Here is a 23,574-nt window from a genome sequence, read left to right on the forward strand (position 1 = left end):
CTCACTCCTCAATTTTTCGCACGAATTACCGATAAATACTCTTGTACCGCTCGGTTATGGTCTGACAAATTACTGCTAAATTTATGACCACCGTTACCTGTTGCCACGAAATAGATGTTATTTGACGCATCTGGATGCATCGCGGCTTCAATTGCTTTTTGACTCGGCAAAGCAATCGGTGTAGGCGGTAAGCCATTGATCGTATACGTATTATATGCTGTAGGTGTACGTAGATCTTGGCGAGTGATATTGCCTTGGTATTTATCGCCCATGCCATAAATCACAGTTGGATCTGTTTGCAAACGCATCCCTTGTTTGAGACGACGCACAAATACACCAGACACTTGTTCAAGCTCACTATCAATACTGGTTTCTTTTTCAATAATCGACGCCATAATTAAGGCTTCATATTTATCTTTGTACGGTAAATTTTGAGCTCGATTATTCCAAGCCTGATCTAAGGCTTTGATTTGTCGGTTATACAAATCCTTCAAAATTTTTCGATCAGACTCGCCTTTTGCAAAGAAATACGTATTCGGTGCAAATAATCCTTCAGGGTGTGAATACGGAATACCGAGCTCTTTTAAGATTTGTGCATACGGTAAATGACTGATGTCATGTGTCACCAAAGGGTCATTTTTTAAAGCATCTATCAGTTGCTTAAATGTCGTCCCTTCGATCACTAAAATTCGATTCATTTGCGCATTTTCAGAGTTAGAAATCAGTTTCATGACTTCACGTACGCTCATGCCTTCATGGATTTCATACACACCCGCTTTCAGGGTGTCATTGATCATGAACTTTTGGTACAACTTTAAAATAATAGGAAAATGAACTTGTTTCTCTTTGGAAAGTCGGTCAATAAAACCTGAATAGGTATCCCCTGCACCAATCGCCAACATTTGCTTTTTGCCTTCCACAGGATAGGCTTTAAATAAACTCGACCACAGTAAAATCGCCACAAGTACAACGATACCAAGTAGCACAACCAAACATGCTTTAAATGGAAAACCTGCTTTGGCAGATTTTTTCTTATTTGTTTTTTTAGACGCGGTGGACATATTAACGAATCTGACTTAATTGAAGTGTTCGGAAAAGTTCAATACAAGCTTGAACATCTAACTCAACTCCATTCAGAGTTGATGCAATTTTCATGGGACTTAAAGCATTGCAGAAAAAAACACTCTGAAAATGCGTAATTTCATCCATATTGACGTGACGTTGAGTACATGCAATCTGATGCTGCTGCATCCGTTTTAAAATTTCTGCACGCATGACACCATGCACGCCATTATAACGAAGTTCGGGCGTAATCCATCCTTCATTTGTACGAATAAAACAATTACTGCTCACACCTTCGACAACTGTACCTTGCACATCCGTCACCAAAGCTTCCCCCCATGGGGTTTGATCCAACTCTGCTTTGAGCATGACTTGTTCTAATCGATTTAAGGACTTCAAGCCCACCAAACTTGGCATGGTTAACCCAATAGCTTGATGTAATACACCACTTTCGACAGTTTCGTACTCAAAATCTGCAACGGTTTTGGGGTAATAAAACACCCAAACATCTGCTGGGTGCTCAGGTAAACTATAGCCACGCTGACCAATACCACGACTCAACACAATTTTTAAAGTGCCATTGACGACATCTTGTTTACGTAACAATTTTAAAGTGTCTTCAATAAGGTTTAAATCTGCATTTAGCTTTAATCGCTCATTGCTCAATTTTAATCGTGCAATATGCAAAGCTAAAAGTTCTATTTGTCCTTGGCGAATACGTGCCGTGCTAAAACAGCCATCGCCATAGTGAAAGGCTCGATCAAGTAAATTAACTTGTTCTATTTGCTGCGCATTTTTAAAACACTGCATACGTCGTCATCCCAATTACATCACTTTATTTTAAAAAATAATTGCTCAGCATATATTTCTTTTTTGTTCATATTAAATTCTTTTTTAATTATTTTTTCTGCATTAAAACTACAGATATTCTTGCCTCATCCAACAAAACATGTATAAAAATTGAGGACAACATGAATCTATCGAAATTAAAACTTGGGGTTTTGGCTGCATTCATTTCTGCCACAGCATTCAGTGCATCTGCCAAAGATTTCTTAAATGTGTCATATGATCCAACCCGTGAATTGTATGACAACTTCAATAAAGACTTTAGTGTTTACTGGAAAAAAACCACAGGCCAAGACATTAACTTTAAACAATCTCATGGTGGCTCAGGCAAACAGGCTCGTGCAGTTATTGATGGTCTAGATGCAGATGTAGTTACGTTGGCTTTGGCTGCAGATATTGATGAAATTGCTGCACGTGGTTTAGTTGCAAAAGACTGGCAAAAGAAATTTCCGCAAAACTCAACGCCATATACATCGACCATTGTGTTCTTAGTGCATAAAGGCAACCCGAAAGGCATTAAAGACTGGGGCGATTTAATTAAACCTGGTGTCGACATTATTACCCCGAACCCAAAAACATCGGGTGGTGCGCGCTGGAACTATCTAGCAGCGTGGGCTTGGGCAAAACATCAAGCAGGTGGTAATGATGCAAAAGCCCAAGAATTTGTCCGTCAAATTTATAAGCAAACCAAAGTCCTCGACTCAGGTGCTCGTGGTGCAACAACTACATTCGCTGAACGTGGTATTGGTGACGTGTTATTGGCTTGGGAAAATGAAGCACATTTGGCAGTTCGTGAACAGCCAGGTAAGTTTGAGATTGTGACCCCTTCACTTTCTATCTTGGCCGAGCCACCTGTTGCGATTGTAGAAAAAAATGCTAAGAAAGATGGCAATGAAAATTTAGCCAAAGCGTATTTAAATTATCTGTACTCACCTGCAGGTCAAACTATTGCCGCACAGAACTATTATCGTCCACGTAATGCGGCAGTTTTAGCAAAATATAAAAATGTTTTTAAACCTTTAAAACTCGTCACGATTGATAAAGAGTTTGGTGGTTGGAGCAAAGTGCAGAAAAAACATTTTGAAAATGGTGGTGTCTTTGATCAAATCGTGAAGATCAATAATTCCAAATAATGCTTTAAATACTGAAAAGCATCTTCCTTTCGCATAAGGTCGATGCTTTTTTTTCATGGACATGCCTTTTATCTTTTTTATTCATATAAAATTCGTTTTTAATTATTTTTTATGCATAAAGATTGGCGCTATTCTTCCCCCATGTTACAGATAAAGTAAAAATTATTGAGGTTCACATGAGTATTTCCGCAAAGTTAAAATTGGGTGTTCTTGCTGCAGTCATTTCGACGGTTTCTTTTGGCGCAGTTGCAAAAGACTTCTTAAACGTATCTTACGACCCAACGCGTGAACTCTATGAAAGTGTGAATAAAGACTTCAGCAAATATTGGGAAAGCCGTACAGGTCAAAAAATTAATTTTAAACAATCTCATGGTGGTTCAGGCAAACAAGCGCGTGCAGTCATTGATGGCTTAGATGCCGATGTAGTGACTTTAGCACTTGCAGCGGATATTGATGTGATTGCAGAAAAAGCCAAACTTTTACCTGCAGATTGGCAAAAGAAACTTCCGCAAAACTCAACGCCATATACCTCAACTATTGTGTTCTTAGTACGTAAAGGCAACCCAAAAGCGATTAAAGATTGGGGCGATCTAGTTAAACCAGGCGTGGGTATTATCACCCCAAACCCGAAAACCTCAGGCGGTGCACGTTGGAACTATTTAGCTGCGTGGGCTTGGGCAAAACATCAAGCGGGTGGTAATGATACAACAGCTCAAGAATTTGTCCGTAAAATTTATAAAAACACCAAAGTGCTCGATTCAGGCGCACGTGGTTCGACTACGACCTTTGCTGAACGTGGTATTGGTGATGTATTGCTGGCTTGGGAAAATGAAGCACATTTAGCGATTCGTGAACAACCGGGTAAGTTTGAAATTGTGACCCCTTCACTTTCAATTTTAGCTGAGCCACCTGTTGCTGTTCTAGAAAAGAATGCGGAGAAAAAAGGCAATCTTTATTTAGCCAAAGGCTATTTAAACTTCCTTTATTCACCACGTGGTCAGCAAATCGCAGCTCAGAATTTTTACCGTCCACGTAACGCCACAACACTTGCACAATACGCGTCAGTCTTTAAGCCACTTAAACTCGTAACCATTGATAAAGAATTTGGTGGTTGGGATAAAGTCCAAAAAGCACACTTTGAAAATGGCGGCGTGTTTGACCAAATCGTCAAAGCCAACAATGGAAAATAAGACCATTCATTGACTGAATCAGGAGAACTTGACATGACACATACAGTAATTGTCCCGGGTGTAGGCGGTAGTGAACACGCACATTGGCAATCTTGGTTACAACGTCAGCTCATGTCTAGCTCTCGTGTTCAGCAAAAAGACTGGAATCATCCTGTACTCAAAGACTGGATTAAACAATTCGTTCAAACCGTACGACCTTTACAGGGTGAAATTCAAATTGTGGCGCATAGCTTTGGTTGTTTAACCACGGTGGCAGCATTGGCCTTGTATCCAGAACTTAATAAAAAAATCAAAAATTTAGTTTTGGTTGCGCCAGCCAATCCAGCACGCTTTGGAGAAAACGGCTTTGCACGCGACAGTACGACGGATTACAAAGCATTTTTTCATCAATTAAGTATTCGTGTGCCGACAACGATGTTGATTAGTGAAAATGATCCTTGGCTTGGCTTTGAAGATGCAAAACAACTTGCTGATGCTTGGAAGCTTTACCCTGTGAATATGGGTGCTGTTGGTCACATTAATGTTGCATCAGGTTTTGGACCGTTTCCTGAAATTTTCAATTACTTAATTTCAGAAAACCACATGAAACATATCAGCTTTACTGATGAAAACAAGTATTTATTTCAATTTGCTTTTTAAGTACTGAGCATTAAGCTTGTCGCAAAATCATTTATTCAATTTTGCTGACCTTTTAAGTCAGCTTTTCTCATTTTGAGGAGTCATCATGTCGCAGCGATCCCGAGTGCTGCCAGGATTTGGTCTTTCTCTAGGCTTTACCCTAGCGTATTTATCCTTAATTGTGCTCATTCCCCTTTCGGCCGTATTTATTAAATCTTTAGGTATCGGTTGGGATGGACTATGGGAGATTTTAAGCTCAGAACGTATTTTAAAATCGTTACAACTGAGTTTTAGTGCCGCCATTATTGCTGCGTTAGTCAATGTGGTTTTTGGTTTGCTCTTAGCATGGTGTTTGGTTCGTTATACCTTCCCGGGTAAACGTATTATCGATGCATTGGTTGATTTGCCTTTTGCATTGCCAACTGCCGTTGCTGGTATTGCACTGACTTCGTTATATGCACCGACTGGTTGGATCGGTCAGTACCTTGAACCCATTGGCATTAAAGTCGCATATACCCCGATCGGTATTACCTTGGCTCTCATCTTTATTGGTATTCCTTTTGTGGTTCGTACTGTACAGCCTGTACTGAGCGACCTAGAAACTGAACTTGAAGAAGCAGCTTCTGCACTGGGTGCAAATCGCTTTCAGATCGTGACCAAAGTGATCTTACCTATTCTATTTCCTGCGCTGTTAACAGGTTTTGCTTTGGCCTTTGCTCGTGGTGTGGGTGAATATGGATCGGTGATTTTTATCGCAGGTAACCAACCCTTCAAAACTGAAATTGCCCCATTGATGATCATCTCTCGCCTTGAGGAATACGATTATGCAGGCGCGACCACGATTGCAGTCGTGATGCTGGTGATTTCTTTTGCCATTTTATTCTTAATTAACTTGGTTCAAGCATGGGCAAGCCGCCGTACAGGGAGAACTGCACGATGAATACGAATAGTAATGCGCTTGCGGAAAAATTACAGTCGCGTGATGCTACGCGTGAACCAACATGGGTACGCTATACACTGATAGTGATTGCATTGATTTTCTTTGCGAGCTGCCTGATTTTGCCCTTGGTTTTGGTTTTCGTTGAAGCCTTTAAACAAGGTGTTGGCGTTTACTTCCAAGCACTGGTTCATCCAGACACATTATCAGCAGTGAAACTGACCTTACTGACCGCTGTGATTGCCGTACCGCTAAACGTAGTGTTTGGTGTAGCTGCGGCATGGTGTGTTGCCAAGTTTAATTTCCGTGGTAAATCTATTTTAACCACGATTATTGATATGCCATTTTCAGTCTCTCCAGTTATTGCTGGCTTAATGTTGGTATTGATTTTTGGTACTCAAGGTTGGTTAGGCGGCTGGCTGATGGATAACGACATCAAAATTTTATATGCCGTTCCAGCCATTGTCCTTGCTACTGTGTTTATTACCGTTCCTTTTGTGGCACGTGAGTTGATTCCATTAATGGAAGCTCAAGGGACAGAGGAAGAAGAAGCAGCTATCGTATTGGGTGCTTCAGGCTGGCAGACTTTCTGGAAAGTGACACTTCCAAATATCAAATGGGGCTTAATCTACGGCGTGATTCTATGTAATGCACGTGCAATGGGTGAGTTTGGTGCTGTTTCTGTAGTTTCAGGTCACATTCGTGGCGAAACCAACACCTTACCGCTACACGTAGAAATCCTTTATAACGAATATACCTTTAGTGCTGCTTTTGCTGTGTCTTCACTATTAGCGCTCTTGGCGATTGTCACCCTGATTTTAAAAACATGGGTTGAACTACGTCAGGAACGACAAGACAAGCGTAAAGAAGATTCACAAGTTTCTTAAGGAATGACCTCATGAGTATTCAAGTAAAAAATATTGAAAAACACTTTGGTGCATTCCATGCACTTAAAAATATCTCTTTAGATTTCCCTGATGGTCAGCTCGTTGCGCTGCTTGGCCCATCAGGCTGTGGTAAAACTACCCTGCTACGTATCATTGCAGGACTTGAATCTGCCGATGGCGGTCAAGTCATTCTAGAAGGTGAAGATGCCACTAAAGTTCATGTCCGTGAACGTGAAGTTGGTTTTGTATTCCAACATTATGCACTATTCCGTCATATGACCGTATTTGACAACATTGCTTTTGGTTTACGCGTACGCCCACGTGCAACACGCCCATCTGAAGCCGAGATCAAAAAACGGGTTACTCGTTTGCTTGATCTTGTTCAGCTTGGTTTCTTGGCTGACCGTTACCCGGCTCAGCTTTCAGGTGGTCAACGTCAACGTATTGCCTTAGCACGTGCATTAGCGGTTGAGCCGCGTGTGTTATTACTGGATGAACCTTTTGGTGCATTGGATGCCAAAGTTCGTAAAGAATTACGCCGCTGGTTACGTACCTTGCATGACGAACTCCACATCACCTCTATTTTCGTGACCCATGACCAAGAAGAAGCGCTTGAAGTGGCCGATCAAATCATTGTGATGAATAAAGGCAACGTAGAACAGATTGGCTCGCCGCGTGAAGTTTATGAAAAACCTGCAACACCGTTTGTATTTGACTTTTTAGGTCAAGCCAACCGTTTTGAAGGTCAAAATAGCAATGGCCTTATTCAAATTGGTGAAGACCGAATTTTGTTGCCACAAAATGCCAATGCACCGCAAGGCAATGTCATTGCCTTTGCTCGTCCGGATGAACTGCGTATTCATGCACAGCCGCAAGAAAATGCCATCCAAGCGACTTTTGTACGTGAGCTTTGGATTGCAGGTAAAGTCATTGCTGAACTGCATGACCGCCAAGGCAATCTGATCGAAATTTCATTAACGGCTGATGAAGCGAAAGCACATCAATTCCGCCCAAATCAAACGGTATGGTTAAGTGCAACTAACTTGCATTTATTTGAAAACCAAGTTGCATAAAACAAAAAGTTGGGGCCGTCACAAGCCCCACTTGCTTTTAAGGTAAAATAAAATTATGAATTTCCAACAATTAAGAATTATTCGAGAAACCGTACGTCAGAATTTTAATTTAACAGAAGCATCTGCTGCACTTTACACCTCGCAGTCTGGCGTGAGTAAACACATCAAAGATCTAGAAGATGAACTTGGTGTACAGCTATTTATTCGTAAAGGTAAACGTCTACTCGGTTTAACCGAACCAGGCCAGTCTTTATTGGGAATCGTTGAACGCATGCTCGTGGATGCAGACAATATTAAACGTCTAGCAGATGACTTTAACAAAGTGGATGAAGGGACATTGACTATTGCGACCACACATACGCAAGCGCGTTATGTCTTGCCGCCGATTGTGAACCAATTTAAAAAAGAATTTCCAAAAGTTCATCTAATTTTGCAACAAGCAAGCCCTGTTGAAATTACAGAAATGCTCCTTCAAGGTGAAGCGGATATTGGGATCGCAACCGAATCGTTAACCACCGAAGATAACCTTGCAAGTGTGCCTTACTATAACTGGCAACACAGTATCATCACACCACAAGAGCACCCACTCACCCAAAAATCAAATATCACCATTGAAGATTTGTCGAACTATCCAATTATTACTTACCACGGTGGTTTTACGGGTCGTTCTAAAATTGATAAAGCTTTTGAAGATTCAGGCTTTAATGTAGATATCGTGATGTCCGCACTTGATGCAGACGTTATTAAAACCTATGTTGAACTGAATATGGGGGTTGGTATTGTCAACGATGTAGCATACGACCCAGAACGTGACTACCGTTTAAAACAGATTCCTACCGATATTTTTGGCGTTAATACCACTTGGATTGCTGTTCGCAAAGGACATTTGCTACGCGGTTATGGCTACGAGTTTATTTCTTTATGCTCACCAGATGCCGACATCAAAGCGTTGAAAAAAGTGGCTTACCCAGAAGACTGATATCCCAACTGACAAATTAAAGAGGACACTTGCTGTCCTCTTCTTTATTGGTAAATTTATATTTTATCTAAGTTTTCTTGGCTTTATTTTTAATTTCTGCTTAAAATACGTTCAACACAATAAAAATTAAAACTTCATTACTTCCGACCCATAAGCCAGGACTATATGAAAAATCAATTCGTCGCAGTGGCAGTCGGGATCGCCTGCCCCATACAGATCATGTATGCAGCAGGAATAGAAAACTCAGATCAATCGATCTCTGCATTTCTTGAACACGGAAATTATACTGAAGCGAGTTTTGCTTATATTGATGCTCATATTGAGGGGAAAGTACAAAACCAAGGTTTAATTGGTGAATTAGGCATCACTGATTTTTCTACAGGGAATCTCGCCCATCAACAATTTTCCGGAAAATTTGCACTCAAAATTCAACCGCATGAAAATATTTCTGCGGGGATGATTTATGAACAACCTTTTCATACCGACATCAGTTATCAATATAGCCCTCGCCTACCAGATGGCTCAAATATCGATATTGAAAGTGCCGATATTAACTTTAGAACGCATAACTTAACTGGATTGGTGGGCTATCAGCCGAATAAAAATTGGAATATTTATAGCGGTTTGAGCCTACAAACATTTAAAGGTGATTTAAAAATATCTGGGCAACAATATGCAGCTCTCAATGGATACCATGCCGACTTTAAACAAGATGAAGCGCTCGGATGGCTGCTCGGTTTCAGTTATCAAATCCCTGAATACGCTATTAAAACCAGCCTAACCTATCGTTCAAAAATCAAACATGACACCAAGACCTCTGAATCGACTTTGTATTCAAATGGTCCTTTTCAGTTAGTCCCTGACATCCATACATCCATTCAAACGCCACAAAGCGTCAATTTTGAATTTCAAACAGCTGTTAGCTCACATAATGTTGTATATGGCACAATTCGTTGGATTAATTGGAAAGATTTTAGCATTCAACCACCGCAGTTTAATGCTGTACTTCAATATGCAGCACTCGATCCGCAATACCGTGATTTAGCTGATATCCAATTGGTGGAATATCAAAAAGATCAATGGTCAGGAAAATTGGGGATTGCACATCAATTTAATCCGAGTTGGCTCGCTGCTGCAGAATTTATTTGGGACAACGGGACAGGAAATGCGGTGTCTACCTTAAACCCAAGTGATGGCTATCGAGGTTTAGGTTTAGGTTTAGGTATGATGTATAAATTTAACCCGAACAATTTTCTAGCGACTGGCCTGTATTATATGAAACTCTCAAAACCATCGAATACTGAAAAATCTCATATTTCAGGTCTTGCAAGTGTCTCAGACAATGATGCCATGATCTATGGTTTGAAATTTGGTCACAGATTTTAAACGCATTCTAAAAACAAAAAAAAACGAGCCGAAGCTCGTTTTTTTATTTCAGTAATAACTTACCAATGGTAGCTCACACCTACTTTACCTACTGGAAGCCATTCGTATTTGTCATCTTGCTCAACGTTACGTTCATGGTCAGCAAGAATTGCAGGGTCATCACCTACACCTGTCAATTTAGCCGATGGATTACCAGTGTAATAAGCACCTACTTCACCGAATACGCCCCAGTTTTTATTCAATTTTGGCGCAAAACCTAAACCTAGGTATGGAGCGATATCATTATCATAAGACACTGTACCGTTTACTCGTGTAAAGTTTGTCTCTTCACCATCAATTTTAATTGGTGTATCACCTTTACGACGCTTATCTAACGTATATTCAGTGTCGATATAACCTACACCCGCAGCAACATAAAGACCTTGAGCCCATGGATTAGCACTTGCACCCCAAGGACGAACTTCTGCATTTAAGTAACCAACTTTGTTATCCATATCCATGTCGTATTTTACGCCATCGACAGATAAGTCATCTGACCATGAAATATCACCACCGTTATAACCTAATGCAAGGCCGACGTATGGGTTCGCAGTCCAAAGTAACGCACCACCATAACCAGTCGTACCCACTTCTAGACGAGCGCCAGTTGGGATAAGTTGGTTTTGATCAAATGCATAGCCATCATGAACTACAGAGGTATCTGCCATTGCAGTACCTGCAGCAGTAAGTAGAGCAGCTACCGTTAATAAACGTAATGATTTCATGTGTTTCTCCTCAAAATAAACTGTTATTCAGATTTTACAGACTTGTTATATGGCACATGTTAAAAGGAAACACAGCTCAACTTTTATGCAAATTTACTGATTTTTTGTTAACTTTTGATACATTTAGATTTTAATATTGATTAATAAAGAGTTTTTGTTTCATTTTTTTAAATATAATAATGATGTTAAGGAAGAATTCTGTATATTTTGCGTATTTTTTATACAAACCTTATGAAAATGCTAAATTCATCACTCTTAATTTCTTGGATTTAGTGCTTGCTTAATAATTAATTCCGATCCTAGGCCGATTTACCATCTATTTTTAACTCGATTTAGTGTAAAATCTTGGAAAATTTTTTTCTGGATGGAAGAACATGTCTCAGCTTTCAACAATCATTGAACAAGCGTTTGAAGACCGTGCTAATTTCACTGCAGCTGACTGTCCTGCTGAAGTACGTACAGCAGTAGAAGAAGTGATCGCTGGCCTAGATAACGGTACATTACGTGTTGCTGAAAAAATTGATGGTGAATGGATTGTTCATCAATGGGTGAAAAAAGCCGTTTTGCTTTCATTCAAATTGAACGACAACAAACCAATGGAAGCTGGTGACTTACGCTTCTATGACAAAGTTGATACTAAGTTCTCTGACTGGACTGAAGAACAATTTAAAGCTGCTGGTGTACGTGTAGTACCGCCTGCTGTAGCACGTAAAGGTTCTTTCCAAGCAAAAAATGTTGTATTGATGCCTTCTTATGTGAACATCGGTGCATATGTTGACGAAGGTACGATGGTTGATACATGGGCAACTGTTGGTTCATGTGCTCAAATTGGTAAAAACGTACACTTATCTGGTGGCGTTGGTATTGGTGGCGTTCTTGAACCACTTCAAGCGAATCCAACAATTATTGAAGACAACTGCTTTATCGGCGCACGTTCTGAAATCGTTGAAGGTGTGATCGTAGAAGAAGGGTCTGTGATTTCAATGGGCGTATTCATTGGTCAATCGACTAAGATTTATGACCGTGAAACTGGCGAAATCCATTACGGCCGAGTTCCTGCTGGTTCTGTTGTGGTTTCTGGTAGCCTGCCGTCTAAATGCGGTAAATACAGCCTCTACGCTGCAGTAATCGTGAAAAAAGTTGACGCGAAAACTCGTGCGAAAACAAGCTTGAACGAATTATTACGCGAAGACTAAGTCTTTATTTCAGCGGAGCATTCGTGTTCCGTGGAGCCTCTATCGCTCCTCGTCTCTACGGTTAGCAATGATCGTAGAGATTTTTTGTTTTTTTATATCTGGTTAATTTTGTTATGAGTACCCTTCGATCTTCCGCTATTCCTGTTTCTGATCCGTCTGCGGGTTTACGTATTACGGAGATTTTTTATTCATTGCAAGGTGAAGCCAATACTGCAGGTTTGCCTACGGTCTTTATCCGCTTGACGGGCTGTCCTTTACGTTGCACTTATTGTGACACAACCTATTCGTTTGAAGGCGGTGAACGCCAATCATTAGAAGAAATTATTCAAACCACTTTAGATTTTAAAACCCCTTATATTTGCGTGACGGGTGGTGAGCCGCTTGCTCAACCGAACGCCCTTCCCCTCATGACTCGTCTGGCCGATTTAGGCTGCGAAGTCTCTTTAGAAACCAGCGGTGCTTTAGATGTGTCTAAAGTTGACCCACGTGTTTCAAAGGTTATGGATTTAAAAACCCCGACATCGGGTGAAGTTGCACGAAACTTGCTTAGCAACTTCGACCATTTAACAGCGCATGATCAGATCAAATTTGTGATTTGTAATCGTGAAGACTATGAATGGTCAAAACAGCAAGTTGAGCGCTATAAGCTAAACGAAAAAGTCAGCACCATTTGGTTCTCTCCGGCCTTTGCCATTGAAAAAGGTGCTGTTAGTTTGCCTCAGCTTGCACGTGATTTAGCACAGTGGATTTTAGAAGACCATCTCCCTGTTCGCTTCCAATTGCAATTACATAAATTGCTTTGGAACGATGAAACTGGTCGTTAAGTTTTAAAGAATTATTTGGAGTAATGCATATGCGCCCTCGTGCCATAGTTTTATTGTCTGGCGGCTTAGACTCAACCACTTGTTTAGCTTGGGCTCAAGCACGTTATGAATGTATTGCCTTAAGTTTTATGTATGGTCAACGTTCTACGACAGAACTAGATGCTGCTCGTGAGTTAACTAAGCTGGCTGGTGTAGAACATCGTGTCATTAATATAGATTTAGGTAACTTAGGTGGCTCTGCGTTAACTGACCATAGCATTGAAGTTCCTGATCATGAACAAGCCGGTATTCCTGTAACTTATGTACCAGCGCGTAACACGATTTTCTTGTCCTATGCTTTAGCTGCGGCGGAAGTTTTTGGTGCAGAAGCGATTGTCATTGGTATTAATGCAGTTGATTACTCAGGCTATCCAGACTGCCGTCCAGAGTTTATCGAAGCATTTGCCAACATGGCTCGCCTTGCAACAAAGGTTGGCGTTGAAGGAAAACCACTTAAATTTGAAACACCTCTGTTACATTTATCCAAAGCAAATATCATTCGCTTAGGTATAGAACATGGCGTAGACTACAGTCAAACGGTGTCTTGCTATCAAGCAGATGACCAAGGTCGTGCTTGCGGTAAATGCGATAGCTGCCGTCTTCGTAAACAAGGTTTCGTTGACGCAGGTGTTGAAGATCCGACACGTTACATACCGAAATAACAAGGTAGGGTTTATGAAAAATTTAAAATCAAACATTATTCTTTCTGCTGCTTTCTCTGCAGCTGCATTGTTTGCTTCAGTTGCACACGCTGACAACGACAAGCTTCAACAAGCATATAAGAGCACTAACGTAAAATCTTCGTTAATTAATGTTTGTAAAGAAGAAACTGGCAAAGGTAAAAAACTAACTGCCGCTGAAGTTAGCAAATACTGTACTTGTGCTGTTGAAGCAGATGGTCGTTTAACCAATGCTCAAAAATGGGAAATCCAAAGCACAATCAACCAGAAGAAAAGCCCTGCAACACTCGCTTTTGTTCAAAAACAAAATAAAGACCTTCAAGCATGTTTCGGTCCTCAGTTAACAGGTAAATTAAAAAATTTAACTGAAGAAGCAATGAAATCTGCTCAAGCGAAAAAATAATTTTCGTCTTAAAAAAGCCTGCAAATGCAGGCTTTTTTATTGCTTTAAGTTCAAAGTAAATTCTGTATGATGGTCATATTTCACATACTTTGTTTAAGCCCATTTAGGGATAAGACATGAAAAAGGAAATCTTCATGACTGAAATTAGCTTACCAAATCAAACCTTCCCAACCACCTCAGGTGAAGTCAACCTTGCAGAACTAAACAATGATTGGCTGATCGTTTACTTCTACCCTAAAGATTCAACACCGGGATGTACGACGCAAGCCATTGGGTTTTCATGCTTAAAAGATCAGTTTGATGCGCTTAATACACCAATCTACGGCATTTCTCGTGACTCGGTTAAAGCCCATCAAAACTTCACTGAAAAGCAAAATCTAAGCATTAATTTAATCAGTGATAAAGAAGAAGTGCTATGTCAGCATTTCGATGTGATTAAAGAAAAAAATATGTATGGCAAAAAGGTTATGGGTATCGAACGCTCAACCTTTATTTTCCATCATGGCAAGCTGGTAAAAGAATATCGCAAAGTCAAAGCTGCAGGCCATGCAGAACAAGTCTTAGAAGATTTAAAAGCATTACAAGCAGCATAAAATTAATGATTTGAGCCCGCTCCTATAGGATTGGGCTCAAATTTAATGAGGTCATCTAACTAGAGCAATAATGAAATTGCAATTCCCCACATCACAACGCCAATAATAAAGTCTAAAACTTTCCATGCCTTTGCACTTTGGAAGAGCGGTAATAAATAGCGCGCACCAAATCCGAGGACAAAGAAAAATACCCATGAAGCTGTAATTGCCCCAATCGCAAAATATACTGCTGTCGATTCAAACTTCGTGGAAATAGATCCAATCAGCACAACCGTATCGAGATACACATGTGGATTCAACCACGTTAAAGCCAAGCAGATCAGTACCAGTTTCAATAATTTGGTTTCATTCTTCTCACTGGGCGCTAAACTGCTCGAAGTTTTAAAGGCTTGCAGAAAATGCTGTACCCCATAAACTGCTAAAAACGTTGCGCCCAAATATTTCGCTGCATTGACAATTTCCGGATGACTTTCAACCAATTGGGAGAATCCGAGCACTCCCAATAAGATGAGTATCGAATCAGAAGCAGCACAAATAGCGCAGAGCCAAAAGACATACTGCTTTTTTAACCCTTGCTTGAGAATAAACGCATTTTGCGCACCAATCGCGATAATTAGGCTAAATCCAACTGCGAGCCCTTGCATATAACTGTGCAACATTTTTGACTACACTTTCAAAGCTTTAAATGAATGTTGCTATTATCTAAGCTTATTGCTAAAAATAAGTATTTATAAATAAATATCAATATAACTGAGTTTTTCTTAGTTTATAAAATTTCTAATGCTTATAGGTGACTCATGTTACAAAGCAAACATAGTGAAGCTTTTCTTGCGGTTGCTGAAACAGGAAGCTTTGAACAAGCAGCACTGCGTTTAAACATTACGGCATCTGCGGTCACGCTCAGGCTGCAAACCTTAGAAAAGAAATTAGGTCATGTGCTCATTGTACGTGAACGACCCTGCCGCCCAACGCTCGCGGGCCAATCTTTATTGCATTATTTACAACACAGCAAATTACTAGAACATAATTTTCTGCAAAATCTAACAGGACAAACAGCGAATGCTTTCTATCAAGTCAATATTGCAACCAATGCTGACTCACTTGCGACATGGTTGCTTCCGCTACTCAAAGATCTCTTAATTGAAGAAAAAATCGTGATTCATTTTCAGGTCGATGATCAGTCACAAACACATCATTTATTAGAAGCAGGACTGGTCAATGCCTGTGTTACAACAGAATCAGAAGCCATGAAAGGCTGCGTTGCAGAATATCTGGGAGAAATGCATTATCGATTTGTAGCAACCCCTGATTTTATCCAAAGATGGTTCGGTCAAGGTGTGACGCGAAATGCGTTAAAGGCTGCGCCTGCACTGATTTTTAATGAGAAAGATGACCTGCATACGCAATCGATTCAGAAAAATTTCGGACTCAATCCTTCACAATATCCGCATCATTTCATTCCCTCTTCAACTGCATTTTTTGATGCCATTACGATGGGCTTGGGCTATGGATGGTTACCCGACTATCAAAGCAAAGACTTATTAGCAGCGGGAAAATTGATAGAGCTTTCAACAGAACTCAGTATTGATTTAGCCTTGTATTGGCATCATTGGAACCAACAATCAATTCAATTACAGAAAATAACTGCTGTTATGCTACAACACGCCAAAGATCATATGTGTTGAAGCCAGCAAAATAGGGTTATTCAATCCGCCATTGGCCTTTGAGTTGTATTAATACTTGCTCACCTACTCCACCGAGTGCTTTACGCATACCAAAATCACTACGCTTAATGGTTGCTAAAGATTGAACATCCAACACTTTTGGATTTTGCGGACTAGGGGTGAGTGTAGTATCGAAGATCACAGGTTTAGTGATGCCGCGAATGGTGAGATCCCCTCGAATCATATACTTCGCATAAGCTACTGGTTCGATTTGTTTACTGACAAACTTCACTTGCTTAAATTCAGCGGCATCAAAATATTCACTTCCCAAGATCAATCCCTTTAAACTTGGGTTACTAAAACTGATGCTATCTACATCTAACAGTAAATGTGCTGAACCTTTATGCGGAACTTCAGGATCAAATTTCAGGCTCGATTGAACTTTATTAAAGCGCCCCTCAACAATAGATAAACCCACAGATTTAATGCCAAAAGTGACCTGACTATTGGATGTTAGCGTCCATTCAGCAGCATGTAGAGGCAATACACAGCATAGTGCTAAGCCTCCCATATATTTTGCTAACGTTCCGTGACGCAAATTCATGCCTTTCTCCCTGAATAAAACATAGCCAAAAATCACTACAACGTTTATTTTTTACTCCATTGTAGTACTAGAAATTTTAGCGCTTTTTTATAGCAGATTTGTTTTATCCTGAGTCATAAATTTGTGTTGAAGTTGTTTATAAATGTCCGTCTGTTGAAATTTTTGCAAAAATTCGACGGTACCTTGAGGAAAAGCATCATGCTGAATTTCACCACGATAATACGCCTCTCGTACCGGTGTCGCAGAGATAGCACCTTCTAGACTATCCAACTCAACCATTTCCCATTCTGGGAAGAATTTTAAATAATAAGAAGAATCATCTTTAAAATGCCCGATCAAACCGACTTTTGCATTCGTTTCAACAACATCATTTACCAAAGATTTGACTAACTTTTGCCATTTTTCATCGTTATATACATCAATCACATGCACAAACTTGATTCGCTTCTGATCTTGCTCTGAAAAATTCGACAAAATCATTTGTTCACGCTCTACAGCCAAAAAAGGATTTTTGATATTACGTTCATTTTGCGCTGAGCCCAGTGCCAAAAGTACATATTGACTTTGTTGCAAGGCAATTTTAATGGTTTCTAGATGTGCTAAATGGAACGGCTGAAAACGGCCAATGAAAACCAAATAATCAAATGTATATTTCATATCAAATCAAACTTTTTATGAACTGAGCAGTTGTGCCACAGGCTGAAATATGCGACATAATGTCGAGCATAAAATCAAAACGAAACTTTTACGCAAGGATAGTACGATGACACTGAGCTGTATTCAACAACCCCATGAACATTTGAATGCGAATTTGGACAATGGCGTACTGACCTTAGCCATTAACCGACCTCAGGCGAAGAACGCGCTGTATACAGAATTATATCTGTGGATTGCAAAAGCATTAGATGAAGCTGATGAAGATACTTCAGTGCGTGTAGTTGTACTCCGTGGTCAAGATGCGGACTTCAGTGCGGGCAATGACATGCAAGATTTTATGAAATCTGCTGCTCAAAAAGGGCAAGCTCCAGCTTCTGAAGGCGCACCGTTCATTTTATTAAAATCTGCTGCTCAATTTTCTAAGCCGCTGATTGCTGCGGTTCGCGGTGTTGCCATTGGGATTGGTGTTACGATTCTGCTTCATTGCGATCTAGTCTACAGCGACAATACTGCCCTATTCCAAATTCCGTTTGTGAGCCTTGGTCTATCGCCTGAAGGTGCATCGAGCAAGCTATTGGTTCAACAAGCCGGCTACCATAAAGCGGCGGAATTACTGTTAACTGCTCAGAAGTTTGATAGTGCGACAGCGCTTTCAGCAAATTTGGTCAATAGCATTGAAGAAGATGCTTATGCGACAGCTGCGAAAAAAGCAGCACAGTTATCTGCACTTCCACTAGCGTCTTTGGTTCAATCAAAAGCATTAATGAAACATAATGTAGATGAAATCGTGGCATGGATTGACCATGAAGCTGAGATTTTCATGGATCGAGTAGGTTCTCCAGAAATGATGGAAGCTGTTGCAGCCTTTATGCAAAAACGCAAACCTGACTTCTCTCAGTTCAATTAATGTTTTAATGGAACGTAAAAAACCACTCATATTTGGGTGGTTTTTTTCATCTTAGCCCCAATCTATTTTCTAAATTTAAAAACTGGATGTTTCCACATGACTGCAGCATCACAAACTGAAACTAAACCTGAAAAGAAACGCTACTACGAGCCTGCGCCTGAAGGCATCGATATCGAGAATTTTAAAAAAATTGTACAAAGCCGTCGTTCTGTACGTAAGTTTACCGACAAGGCCATTCCAAACGATGTTTTAGATGAATGCTTAGACCTCGCCTTACTTGCACCCAATTCATCGAATTTACAACCGTGGACATTCTACGTCGTTCAAAACCCTACAAAGAAAAAACAATTAGTGAAAGCTTGCCTAGGGCAACTAGCTGCAAAAACTGCTGCTGAATTGATTGTCTGTGTCGCGCGTACCGACCGTGTAGATGAAATGGCTAAACGTAATATTTCCGAATTTCCATTCCCTGAAGCACCTGCAGCTGTGCAGAAGTATTACAAGTTCATTCCTTATAACTATAAGACAGGCTACTTCAACGCCCTAGGTAACTTTAAGAAAGTTGCTTTCAAAGTTGCACGTACACTGGATAAACAATTGCCTGTAACAGCATTTAATGAAGCAGATGCAAAACTTTGGGCGAGCAAAACCACAGCATTGGCTTGTGAAAACTTAGTTTTGGCTTTACGTGCCTATGGTTTTGACAGTTGTATGATGGAAGGTTTTGATGAACCTTTGGTGAAGAAGATTTTAAGATTAAATGCTCAGCAATACCCAGTGATGGTGATTGGTGCAGGTGAACGTGCTAAAGATGGTGTATTCTTCCCGCAGTATCGTTTTGACCGTGAGCTGTTTATTCAGAAGATATAATTTGCTTTCAAAAGACTAGTCACAACCGCAATTGACTGCATAACTTTAAATATTAGGTAAGTCCCGTCTCCCTTCGGGAAGAGGAGCATTCTTCGTAAGAAGATGAGGGGCATAATCTGATAAATCCTCTCCCTAACCCTCTCCTTTAAAAGGAGAGGGAACTTTCATTATGAATTAAAAACTTACATCCACCATTTGAATAAACTCAAATGCCGGCTCTTCATAAGGATGACTTACTTTTAAAGACCTTGCGACCTCACTCGCCTTCTCTTCAGGCACGATGGTTTCCACTCGCCATTCAGGGATAGACTCCAGCTGATCCAACTCACCAATAAAAGGATTTGCGCCTTTTACAGGTTTAAATTGCCCTGTACCTAACACCTGCCAAGCGCAGTGTTCATAGTTGCCTATACCGCCTGCTCCAGCTTCAAAAACAGCCAGTTTAGTCGACTCTAGGTGAGACTCAGGTACATAATAAATTAGTTTTAACATTGACTATTCCAGACGCTATTGTGCAGTCACATCATTTAAAGCACTGCAAATCATTTTCAATGCCGTATTATTCGATGCATGCGGATAGGTAGCATATAAACCTAGTTTCGGTAATTCCATATCTGTTTGAATGACTTTGACCGAATCATTTAAAAACTTCAGTAAATATTCGGGCACAAAACTCAGCCCCATACCCATATTAATCAAATTTAAATGCTGCATGACATTGGTCACCCACAGCATGTGATCATGTTGTTGCTGATCAAAAGGAATCAAGGCATTTAAGGTATCGTAAAACACAGGAGAAGCATTTTGTTCACACATAATAATGGTGTGATTTTTTAACTCTTGAAGTTTTAAGATGCGATCTGATGGATGCAAATGCGCTGCACCGACTAGATAAATCTGCTCACTTAAAACCTGAATATTGGTGAAGTCGTCATGAATTAAGTGATGACGAGTAAAGCTAATATCCAATTCGGTATTTTTAAGTTTTTGGATTTGCTCTGTACACGTCAAGCTATGTAAATGAATTTTTAAATCAGGGATATGTTGTTTTAATTGCGCCAAAATACTCGGCATAATTTTCAATTCTGCGACATTTAAAAAGCCAATATGTATTTGATTATTTTTGGCTTGCGCCACGTGGCGAGCTGCAGCTACAGCTTGTTTGGCATTTTCTAGTGCTTGCTCGGAATATTTCAGAAAAGCCTGCCCTTCATCGGTCAGTAAAACTTTGCGAGCAGAACGTTCAAATAATTGCACCCCAACCTCTTGCTCTAAGTCTTTAATTTGCTGACTAAGCGATGGTTGTGCTGTAAATAGTTTTTCCGCTGCCTTGGTAAAGCTCTGTTCTTTCGCCACCGTCACAAAATAATGTAAATGTCGTAATTCCATTCGCTTCACTCCACATACTTACTACATCACCCGTGTCATGCAGTCAAAATACCAATAGATCTATAGTTTATATGAATATCCATTCTACTCGGAAAATCATTTGCCTAGACTTCGGACTATTCCAAGTTTGCGCTTCACATACACATGGAGTTTTGTATGACACAGCAATTCGATACCGATGTTCTGATTATTGGCACAGGGCCTGCAGGTTCTACTTTAGGTTTGGCCTTGGCAAATTACGGCATACAGGTTCAGCTTTTTACCCAATTTAATTGGTTAGCCAATAGTCCGCGTGCCCATATTACCAACCAACGTGCGATGGAAGTGTTGCGTGACTTAGGTATCGAAGAACAGGTCAAAAAAATTGTAACGCCTTGGGAACAGATGGGTGAAAGCCTCATTACCACGAGCCTTGTCGGTGAAGAAATTGCCCGTATGAGTGCTTGGGGAACCGGTGATGAACGTCATGGCGATTATATTAAAGGCAGTCCTTGTCCATTGGTCGATCTCATTCAGCCGAAAATGGAAGCTTTGTTGGTAAAAAATGCGGCTGAACGTGGTGCAATTTATAATTTTAATACTGAATATTTGTCCCATGTGCAAGATGAGCATGGTGTAACAGCAACCTTTTTAAATCGTATTACAAATACTGAATTCAGCTTACGTGCCAAATATTTGGTCGGTATGGATGGGGCAAAATCCAAAGTCCTTGAACAGCTTGATTTACCCCTGGAAGGGGTGATGTCTCGCGCAGGTACAGTCTATGTCACGTTTAAAGCTGATCTTTCCAAATATGTGCAACACCGCCCTGCCATTTTGCAATGGATTGTCAATCCTGAAGCCAGCTTTGGTGATCTGGGCATGGGCTTACTCCGTGCCATTACACCGTGGAATGAATGGATTATGGGTTGGGGCTTTGATATTTCCAAAGGTGAACCACAAGTCACCGAAGAGCAAGTGCGTGGTCGTTTAAATGCCTTTGTCGGTGCTGAAATTGAAAATGTCGAGATTCAAAAACTATCTTATTGGTATGTGAACCAAACATGGGCAACTGAATATTCAAAAGGTCGTGTATTCTGCGGTGGTGATGCGGTGCATCGTCATCCACCATCAAGTGGCTTAGGTTCAAATACCTGTATGCAAGATGCCTTTAACCTCGGTTGGAAATTGGCGTATGCCATCAAAGGTTGGGCTGCTCCAACTCTACTTGAATCTTATACCACTGAGCGTGCGCCTGTCGGCAAGCAAATCGTGGCGCGTGCCAATCAATCTCGCTTTGACTATAAGCATCTCAAAGAGGTATTTGGCTTTGACCAAGGCATCACAACTCAAGCTCAAATGATGCAACGTATTTTTGCGGAAGATGAACAAGCTGCAGAAATTCGTCAAAAGCTATATCAAGCCTTAGAAATTAAAAACTTTGAGTTTAATGCCCAAGGTGTAGAGTTGAATCAGCGCTATACATCCAATGCCATGATTGCTGAATCTGAACCTGAGATCTTTGCCAAAGATCAACAGCTTTACTTGCAAGCAACCACGCGTCCGGGGGCTAAAGTTCCACATACTTGGATTATTGATGCCAAAGGCGATAAGCAATCAACGTTAGATATTACAGGGCATGGTCGTTTCACCCTACTGACAGGTCTTTCAGGCAAAGGTTGGAAATCTGCTGCTGAATCGTTGAATCTACCTTATTTAGATGTGATTCAAATTGGATCACGTGAATATCGTGACGTTTATGGGACATGGAATGCGAAATCTGAAATCCATGAATCAGGCGCTGTCTTAGTTCGTCCAGATGGTTATGTCGCTTGGCGATACCAAGACAGTACTAATGCTGCTTTTGATTATGAAAATACGTTGAAGGCGGTGTTAAAGCAGATCCAATTGGCTATTTAATCAAAAACCACCTTCGGGTGGTTTTATTAATTCAATATTTTAGGATTTTTCTTTCCAACAATGTTGTTTTTTTTCTACACCTAATTCAGCTTTATCTAACAACAATACTAAATTTTGTGTTCGATTATTTGAACTTTTTGGCACAAAACTATTTTGACTATATCCATTTTTATAAACGCAAATCGACCAACTATATTTTGCTGGAAATATATGAATAAATTGCAAACTTTTCTCTGCAGAAAATGTAGCAATTCCGTCCTGTGTTTTTTTTAATGTAGATTCAGTAAAAGACTTGCCTTGCCATGTTGTAAGATTTAAAAATACTTCTGCATCGTCCAACTTTTCATTTTGCTCATTGATAACAGTTATATTAATTTTCGGATGCTTCGTTTTTAAAATAGGAAAGCACCCACTTAACAATGTTGACGGAAACATAAAGCCTAAAAGTAAAAATATTTTTATATCTTTTAATAATACAAATTGTTTAAAGCTCATTATTAATTTTTGCAGTTTTTTAATTATGCATTAGTTTACATAAAAAACCGCCTCACGGCGGTTTCAATTGTTCAAATATTACATCTGTAAAACATAACCCAAAACTAAAAACACCAACTGCAAACACACGACTGCACCAAAAAGCTTCCAGCCCTTTCTACGCAACGCAGACTTATCCACTGCCGAATATTCCACTGTTTTAATCATGTCATCACCTCATCATGAGTGTTGATACTGAACTCGTTTAGTTATCCATCTTTCTTTTATCTTGCTATCTTTTATCTTGCATAGTTATTGTGCATAAAATACACACTAGCATGATTCCACAAATATAAAAGCAAAATCTAAACCAAGTTCAGCGGGAGAAATAAAATTTAAAAACCAACAAAAAACCACCCGTAGGTGGTTAAAAATCGAAAGCGATTATATGTGTAAAAACAAGCATTCACAATAATTAATATATCTTTTGGTAAATTTTA

General features: G+C 40.1%; 27 protein-coding genes. 17 read left to right on the forward strand and 10 right to left on the reverse strand.

What is annotated here, in order from left to right:
* Positions 1-8: 8 nt before the first annotated feature.
* Positions 9-1,061, reverse strand: a complete 1,053-nt coding sequence (mltG, locus tag FTU37_RS08855; protein WP_180124199.1) for an endolytic transglycosylase MltG — start codon at positions 1,059-1,061, stop codon at positions 9-11.
* A 1-nt stretch (position 1,062) separates the two neighbouring features.
* Positions 1,063-1,872, reverse strand: coding sequence for an aminodeoxychorismate lyase (pabC, locus tag FTU37_RS08860; RefSeq protein ID WP_180124200.1), 810 nt, complete (start codon positions 1,870-1,872; stop codon positions 1,063-1,065).
* A 161-nt stretch (positions 1,873-2,033) separates the two neighbouring features.
* Between pabC and FTU37_RS08865 the strand changes: the two genes are divergently transcribed.
* From FTU37_RS08865 to FTU37_RS08900, 8 genes are all read left to right on the forward strand, one after another.
* On the forward strand, positions 2,034-3,041 hold the full coding sequence (locus FTU37_RS08865; RefSeq protein WP_180009950.1) for a sulfate ABC transporter substrate-binding protein: 1,008 nt from the start codon (positions 2,034-2,036) through the stop codon (positions 3,039-3,041).
* Positions 3,042-3,217: 176 nt separating this feature from the next.
* Positions 3,218-4,231: a sulfate ABC transporter substrate-binding protein gene (locus FTU37_RS08870; RefSeq protein ID WP_180124201.1), complete on the forward strand. Its 1,014-nt coding sequence runs from the start codon at positions 3,218-3,220 to the stop codon at positions 4,229-4,231.
* A 33-nt stretch (positions 4,232-4,264) separates the two neighbouring features.
* Positions 4,265-4,870 carry an alpha/beta hydrolase gene (locus FTU37_RS08875; RefSeq protein WP_180007628.1) on the forward strand — a complete coding sequence of 202 codons (606 nt, stop codon included), beginning with the start codon at positions 4,265-4,267 and terminating at the stop codon, positions 4,868-4,870.
* A gap of 85 nt (positions 4,871-4,955) precedes the next feature.
* The gene (gene cysT / locus FTU37_RS08880; protein WP_180007627.1) at positions 4,956-5,789 is read left to right on the forward strand and encodes a sulfate ABC transporter permease subunit CysT; all 834 of its coding nucleotides are present in this window, start codon (positions 4,956-4,958) and stop codon (positions 5,787-5,789) included.
* Entirely contained in the window at positions 5,786-6,673 is an 888-nt protein-coding gene (gene cysW, locus FTU37_RS08885) for a sulfate ABC transporter permease subunit CysW (RefSeq protein WP_168378041.1), read from the forward strand. The genes cysT and cysW overlap by 4 nt, the downstream gene beginning before the upstream one ends.
* An 11-nt stretch (positions 6,674-6,684) precedes the next feature.
* Positions 6,685-7,746: a sulfate/molybdate ABC transporter ATP-binding protein gene (locus FTU37_RS08890; protein ID WP_078190344.1), complete on the forward strand. Its 1,062-nt coding sequence runs from the start codon at positions 6,685-6,687 to the stop codon at positions 7,744-7,746.
* Between the two features lie 55 nt (positions 7,747-7,801).
* The gene (locus tag FTU37_RS08895) at positions 7,802-8,725 is read left to right on the forward strand and encodes a CysB family HTH-type transcriptional regulator (protein WP_168378042.1); all 924 of its coding nucleotides are present in this window, start codon (positions 7,802-7,804) and stop codon (positions 8,723-8,725) included.
* 165 nt (positions 8,726-8,890) lie between these two features.
* Positions 8,891-10,111 (forward strand): outer membrane protein transport protein, encoded by a 1,221-nt coding sequence (locus FTU37_RS08900; RefSeq protein WP_257225259.1) that lies wholly within the window; start codon positions 8,891-8,893, stop codon positions 10,109-10,111.
* A gap of 59 nt (positions 10,112-10,170) precedes the next feature.
* On the opposite strand, the gene carO is transcribed toward FTU37_RS08900, so the two are convergent.
* Positions 10,171-10,875 carry an ornithine uptake porin CarO gene (gene carO, locus FTU37_RS08905; protein ID WP_180026882.1) on the reverse strand — a complete coding sequence of 235 codons (705 nt, stop codon included), beginning with the start codon at positions 10,873-10,875 and terminating at the stop codon, positions 10,171-10,173.
* A gap of 374 nt (positions 10,876-11,249) precedes the next feature.
* Here carO and dapD point away from each other — a divergent pair, with 374 nt between their 5' ends.
* From dapD to FTU37_RS08930, 5 genes are all read left to right on the forward strand, one after another.
* The gene (dapD, locus tag FTU37_RS08910; protein WP_180111171.1) at positions 11,250-12,071 is read left to right on the forward strand and encodes a 2,3,4,5-tetrahydropyridine-2,6-dicarboxylate N-succinyltransferase; all 822 of its coding nucleotides are present in this window, start codon (positions 11,250-11,252) and stop codon (positions 12,069-12,071) included.
* Between the two features lie 113 nt (positions 12,072-12,184).
* Positions 12,185-12,895, forward strand: coding sequence for a 7-carboxy-7-deazaguanine synthase QueE (queE, locus tag FTU37_RS08915; RefSeq protein ID WP_180124202.1), 711 nt, complete (start codon positions 12,185-12,187; stop codon positions 12,893-12,895).
* A 29-nt stretch (positions 12,896-12,924) separates the two neighbouring features.
* A complete protein-coding gene (gene queC, locus FTU37_RS08920) occupies positions 12,925-13,596 on the forward strand; it encodes a 7-cyano-7-deazaguanine synthase QueC (protein WP_180026884.1) in 672 nt (223 codons plus the stop codon).
* A gap of 13 nt (positions 13,597-13,609) precedes the next feature.
* Complete coding sequence (locus FTU37_RS08925; RefSeq protein ID WP_078192024.1) at positions 13,610-14,017, forward strand: hypothetical protein; 408 nt, start codon at positions 13,610-13,612, stop codon at positions 14,015-14,017.
* A 134-nt stretch (positions 14,018-14,151) separates the two neighbouring features.
* A complete protein-coding gene (locus FTU37_RS08930; protein ID WP_078190351.1) occupies positions 14,152-14,610 on the forward strand; it encodes a peroxiredoxin in 459 nt (152 codons plus the stop codon).
* 59 nt (positions 14,611-14,669) lie between these two features.
* Here FTU37_RS08930 and FTU37_RS08935 read toward each other — a convergent pair whose 3' ends face one another.
* Positions 14,670-15,269, reverse strand: coding sequence for a LysE/ArgO family amino acid transporter (locus FTU37_RS08935; RefSeq protein WP_180124203.1), 600 nt, complete (start codon positions 15,267-15,269; stop codon positions 14,670-14,672).
* Between the two features lie 138 nt (positions 15,270-15,407).
* Here FTU37_RS08935 and FTU37_RS08940 point away from each other — a divergent pair, with 138 nt between their 5' ends.
* Complete coding sequence (locus FTU37_RS08940; RefSeq protein WP_180124204.1) at positions 15,408-16,295, forward strand: LysR family transcriptional regulator ArgP; 888 nt, start codon at positions 15,408-15,410, stop codon at positions 16,293-16,295.
* 16 nt (positions 16,296-16,311) lie between these two features.
* Here FTU37_RS08940 and FTU37_RS08945 read toward each other — a convergent pair whose 3' ends face one another.
* Positions 16,312-16,878 (reverse strand): YceI family protein, encoded by a 567-nt coding sequence (locus tag FTU37_RS08945; RefSeq protein WP_180124205.1) that lies wholly within the window; start codon positions 16,876-16,878, stop codon positions 16,312-16,314.
* 87 nt (positions 16,879-16,965) lie between these two features.
* Positions 16,966-17,535, reverse strand: coding sequence for a nicotinate-nicotinamide nucleotide adenylyltransferase (locus FTU37_RS08950; RefSeq protein ID WP_180124206.1), 570 nt, complete (start codon positions 17,533-17,535; stop codon positions 16,966-16,968).
* A 106-nt stretch (positions 17,536-17,641) separates the two neighbouring features.
* Here FTU37_RS08950 and FTU37_RS08955 point away from each other — a divergent pair, with 106 nt between their 5' ends.
* On the forward strand, positions 17,642-18,442 hold the full coding sequence (locus tag FTU37_RS08955; RefSeq protein WP_180009958.1) for an enoyl-CoA hydratase-related protein: 801 nt from the start codon (positions 17,642-17,644) through the stop codon (positions 18,440-18,442).
* Positions 18,443-18,538: 96 nt separating this feature from the next.
* Positions 18,539-19,312, forward strand: a complete 774-nt coding sequence (locus FTU37_RS08960; protein WP_180109513.1) for a nitroreductase family protein — start codon at positions 18,539-18,541, stop codon at positions 19,310-19,312.
* A 174-nt stretch (positions 19,313-19,486) separates the two neighbouring features.
* On the opposite strand, the gene FTU37_RS08965 is transcribed toward FTU37_RS08960, so the two are convergent.
* Together FTU37_RS08965 and FTU37_RS08970 are read right to left on the reverse strand one after the other, a co-directional pair.
* Complete coding sequence (locus FTU37_RS08965) at positions 19,487-19,804, reverse strand: NGG1p interacting factor NIF3 (RefSeq protein ID WP_180109514.1); 318 nt, start codon at positions 19,802-19,804, stop codon at positions 19,487-19,489.
* 15 nt (positions 19,805-19,819) lie between these two features.
* Positions 19,820-20,701 (reverse strand): LysR family transcriptional regulator, encoded by an 882-nt coding sequence (locus FTU37_RS08970; protein WP_180124207.1) that lies wholly within the window; start codon positions 20,699-20,701, stop codon positions 19,820-19,822.
* Positions 20,702-20,857: 156 nt separating this feature from the next.
* On the opposite strand from FTU37_RS08970, the gene FTU37_RS08975 reads away from it, so the two are divergent.
* Positions 20,858-22,600: an FAD-dependent monooxygenase gene (locus FTU37_RS08975; protein ID WP_180124208.1), complete on the forward strand. Its 1,743-nt coding sequence runs from the start codon at positions 20,858-20,860 to the stop codon at positions 22,598-22,600.
* 39 nt (positions 22,601-22,639) lie between these two features.
* On the opposite strand, the gene FTU37_RS08980 is transcribed toward FTU37_RS08975, so the two are convergent.
* Both FTU37_RS08980 and FTU37_RS16710 read right to left on the reverse strand, forming a co-directional pair.
* Positions 22,640-23,095 carry a hypothetical protein gene (locus FTU37_RS08980; RefSeq protein WP_180007616.1) on the reverse strand — a complete coding sequence of 152 codons (456 nt, stop codon included), beginning with the start codon at positions 23,093-23,095 and terminating at the stop codon, positions 22,640-22,642.
* Between the two features lie 78 nt (positions 23,096-23,173).
* Entirely contained in the window at positions 23,174-23,302 is a 129-nt protein-coding gene (locus tag FTU37_RS16710) for a KGW motif small protein (RefSeq protein WP_257223191.1), read from the reverse strand.
* Positions 23,303-23,574 lie beyond the last annotated feature (272 nt).

Source organism: Acinetobacter sp. YH12097 (genome assembly GCF_013419225.1).
Lineage (GTDB): Bacteria > Pseudomonadota > Gammaproteobacteria > Pseudomonadales > Moraxellaceae > Acinetobacter > Acinetobacter amyesii.

What these genes read in the sequence shown, in the direction of transcription:
- FTU37_RS08935 (WP_180124203.1), bottom strand. Translation starts at nt 15,269, where the DNA reads ATGTTGCACAGTTATATGCAAGGGCTCGCAGTTGGATTTAGCCTAATT.
- FTU37_RS08900 (WP_257225259.1), top strand. Translation starts at nt 8,891, where the DNA reads ATGAAAAATCAATTCGTCGCAGTGGCAGTCGGGATCGCCTGCCCCATA.
- FTU37_RS08965 (WP_180109514.1), bottom strand. Translation starts at nt 19,804, where the DNA reads ATGTTAAAACTAATTTATTATGTACCTGAGTCTCACCTAGAGTCGACT.
- FTU37_RS08945 (WP_180124205.1), bottom strand. Translation starts at nt 16,878, where the DNA reads ATGAATTTGCGTCACGGAACGTTAGCAAAATATATGGGAGGCTTAGCA.
- cysW (WP_168378041.1), top strand. Translation starts at nt 5,786, where the DNA reads ATGAATACGAATAGTAATGCGCTTGCGGAAAAATTACAGTCGCGTGAT.
- cysT (WP_180007627.1), top strand. Translation starts at nt 4,956, where the DNA reads ATGTCGCAGCGATCCCGAGTGCTGCCAGGATTTGGTCTTTCTCTAGGC.
- FTU37_RS08940 (WP_180124204.1), top strand. Translation starts at nt 15,408, where the DNA reads ATGTTACAAAGCAAACATAGTGAAGCTTTTCTTGCGGTTGCTGAAACA.
- mltG (WP_180124199.1), bottom strand. Translation starts at nt 1,061, where the DNA reads ATGTCCACCGCGTCTAAAAAAACAAATAAGAAAAAATCTGCCAAAGCA.
- FTU37_RS08980 (WP_180007616.1), bottom strand. Translation starts at nt 23,095, where the DNA reads ATGAGCTTTAAACAATTTGTATTATTAAAAGATATAAAAATATTTTTA.
- queC (WP_180026884.1), top strand. Translation starts at nt 12,925, where the DNA reads ATGCGCCCTCGTGCCATAGTTTTATTGTCTGGCGGCTTAGACTCAACC.
- FTU37_RS08870 (WP_180124201.1), top strand. Translation starts at nt 3,218, where the DNA reads ATGAGTATTTCCGCAAAGTTAAAATTGGGTGTTCTTGCTGCAGTCATT.
- FTU37_RS08895 (WP_168378042.1), top strand. Translation starts at nt 7,802, where the DNA reads ATGAATTTCCAACAATTAAGAATTATTCGAGAAACCGTACGTCAGAAT.
- FTU37_RS08960 (WP_180109513.1), top strand. Translation starts at nt 18,539, where the DNA reads ATGACTGCAGCATCACAAACTGAAACTAAACCTGAAAAGAAACGCTAC.
- FTU37_RS08865 (WP_180009950.1), top strand. Translation starts at nt 2,034, where the DNA reads ATGAATCTATCGAAATTAAAACTTGGGGTTTTGGCTGCATTCATTTCT.
- queE (WP_180124202.1), top strand. Translation starts at nt 12,185, where the DNA reads ATGAGTACCCTTCGATCTTCCGCTATTCCTGTTTCTGATCCGTCTGCG.
- dapD (WP_180111171.1), top strand. Translation starts at nt 11,250, where the DNA reads ATGTCTCAGCTTTCAACAATCATTGAACAAGCGTTTGAAGACCGTGCT.
- carO (WP_180026882.1), bottom strand. Translation starts at nt 10,875, where the DNA reads ATGAAATCATTACGTTTATTAACGGTAGCTGCTCTACTTACTGCTGCA.
- FTU37_RS08950 (WP_180124206.1), bottom strand. Translation starts at nt 17,535, where the DNA reads ATGAAATATACATTTGATTATTTGGTTTTCATTGGCCGTTTTCAGCCG.
- FTU37_RS08930 (WP_078190351.1), top strand. Translation starts at nt 14,152, where the DNA reads ATGACTGAAATTAGCTTACCAAATCAAACCTTCCCAACCACCTCAGGT.
- pabC (WP_180124200.1), bottom strand. Translation starts at nt 1,872, where the DNA reads ATGCAGTGTTTTAAAAATGCGCAGCAAATAGAACAAGTTAATTTACTT.
- FTU37_RS08925 (WP_078192024.1), top strand. Translation starts at nt 13,610, where the DNA reads ATGAAAAATTTAAAATCAAACATTATTCTTTCTGCTGCTTTCTCTGCA.
- FTU37_RS08970 (WP_180124207.1), bottom strand. Translation starts at nt 20,701, where the DNA reads ATGGAATTACGACATTTACATTATTTTGTGACGGTGGCGAAAGAACAG.
- FTU37_RS08890 (WP_078190344.1), top strand. Translation starts at nt 6,685, where the DNA reads ATGAGTATTCAAGTAAAAAATATTGAAAAACACTTTGGTGCATTCCAT.
- FTU37_RS16710 (WP_257223191.1), bottom strand. Translation starts at nt 23,302, where the DNA reads ATGATTAAAACAGTGGAATATTCGGCAGTGGATAAGTCTGCGTTGCGT.
- FTU37_RS08975 (WP_180124208.1), top strand. Translation starts at nt 20,858, where the DNA reads ATGACACAGCAATTCGATACCGATGTTCTGATTATTGGCACAGGGCCT.
- FTU37_RS08955 (WP_180009958.1), top strand. Translation starts at nt 17,642, where the DNA reads ATGACACTGAGCTGTATTCAACAACCCCATGAACATTTGAATGCGAAT.
- FTU37_RS08875 (WP_180007628.1), top strand. Translation starts at nt 4,265, where the DNA reads ATGACACATACAGTAATTGTCCCGGGTGTAGGCGGTAGTGAACACGCA.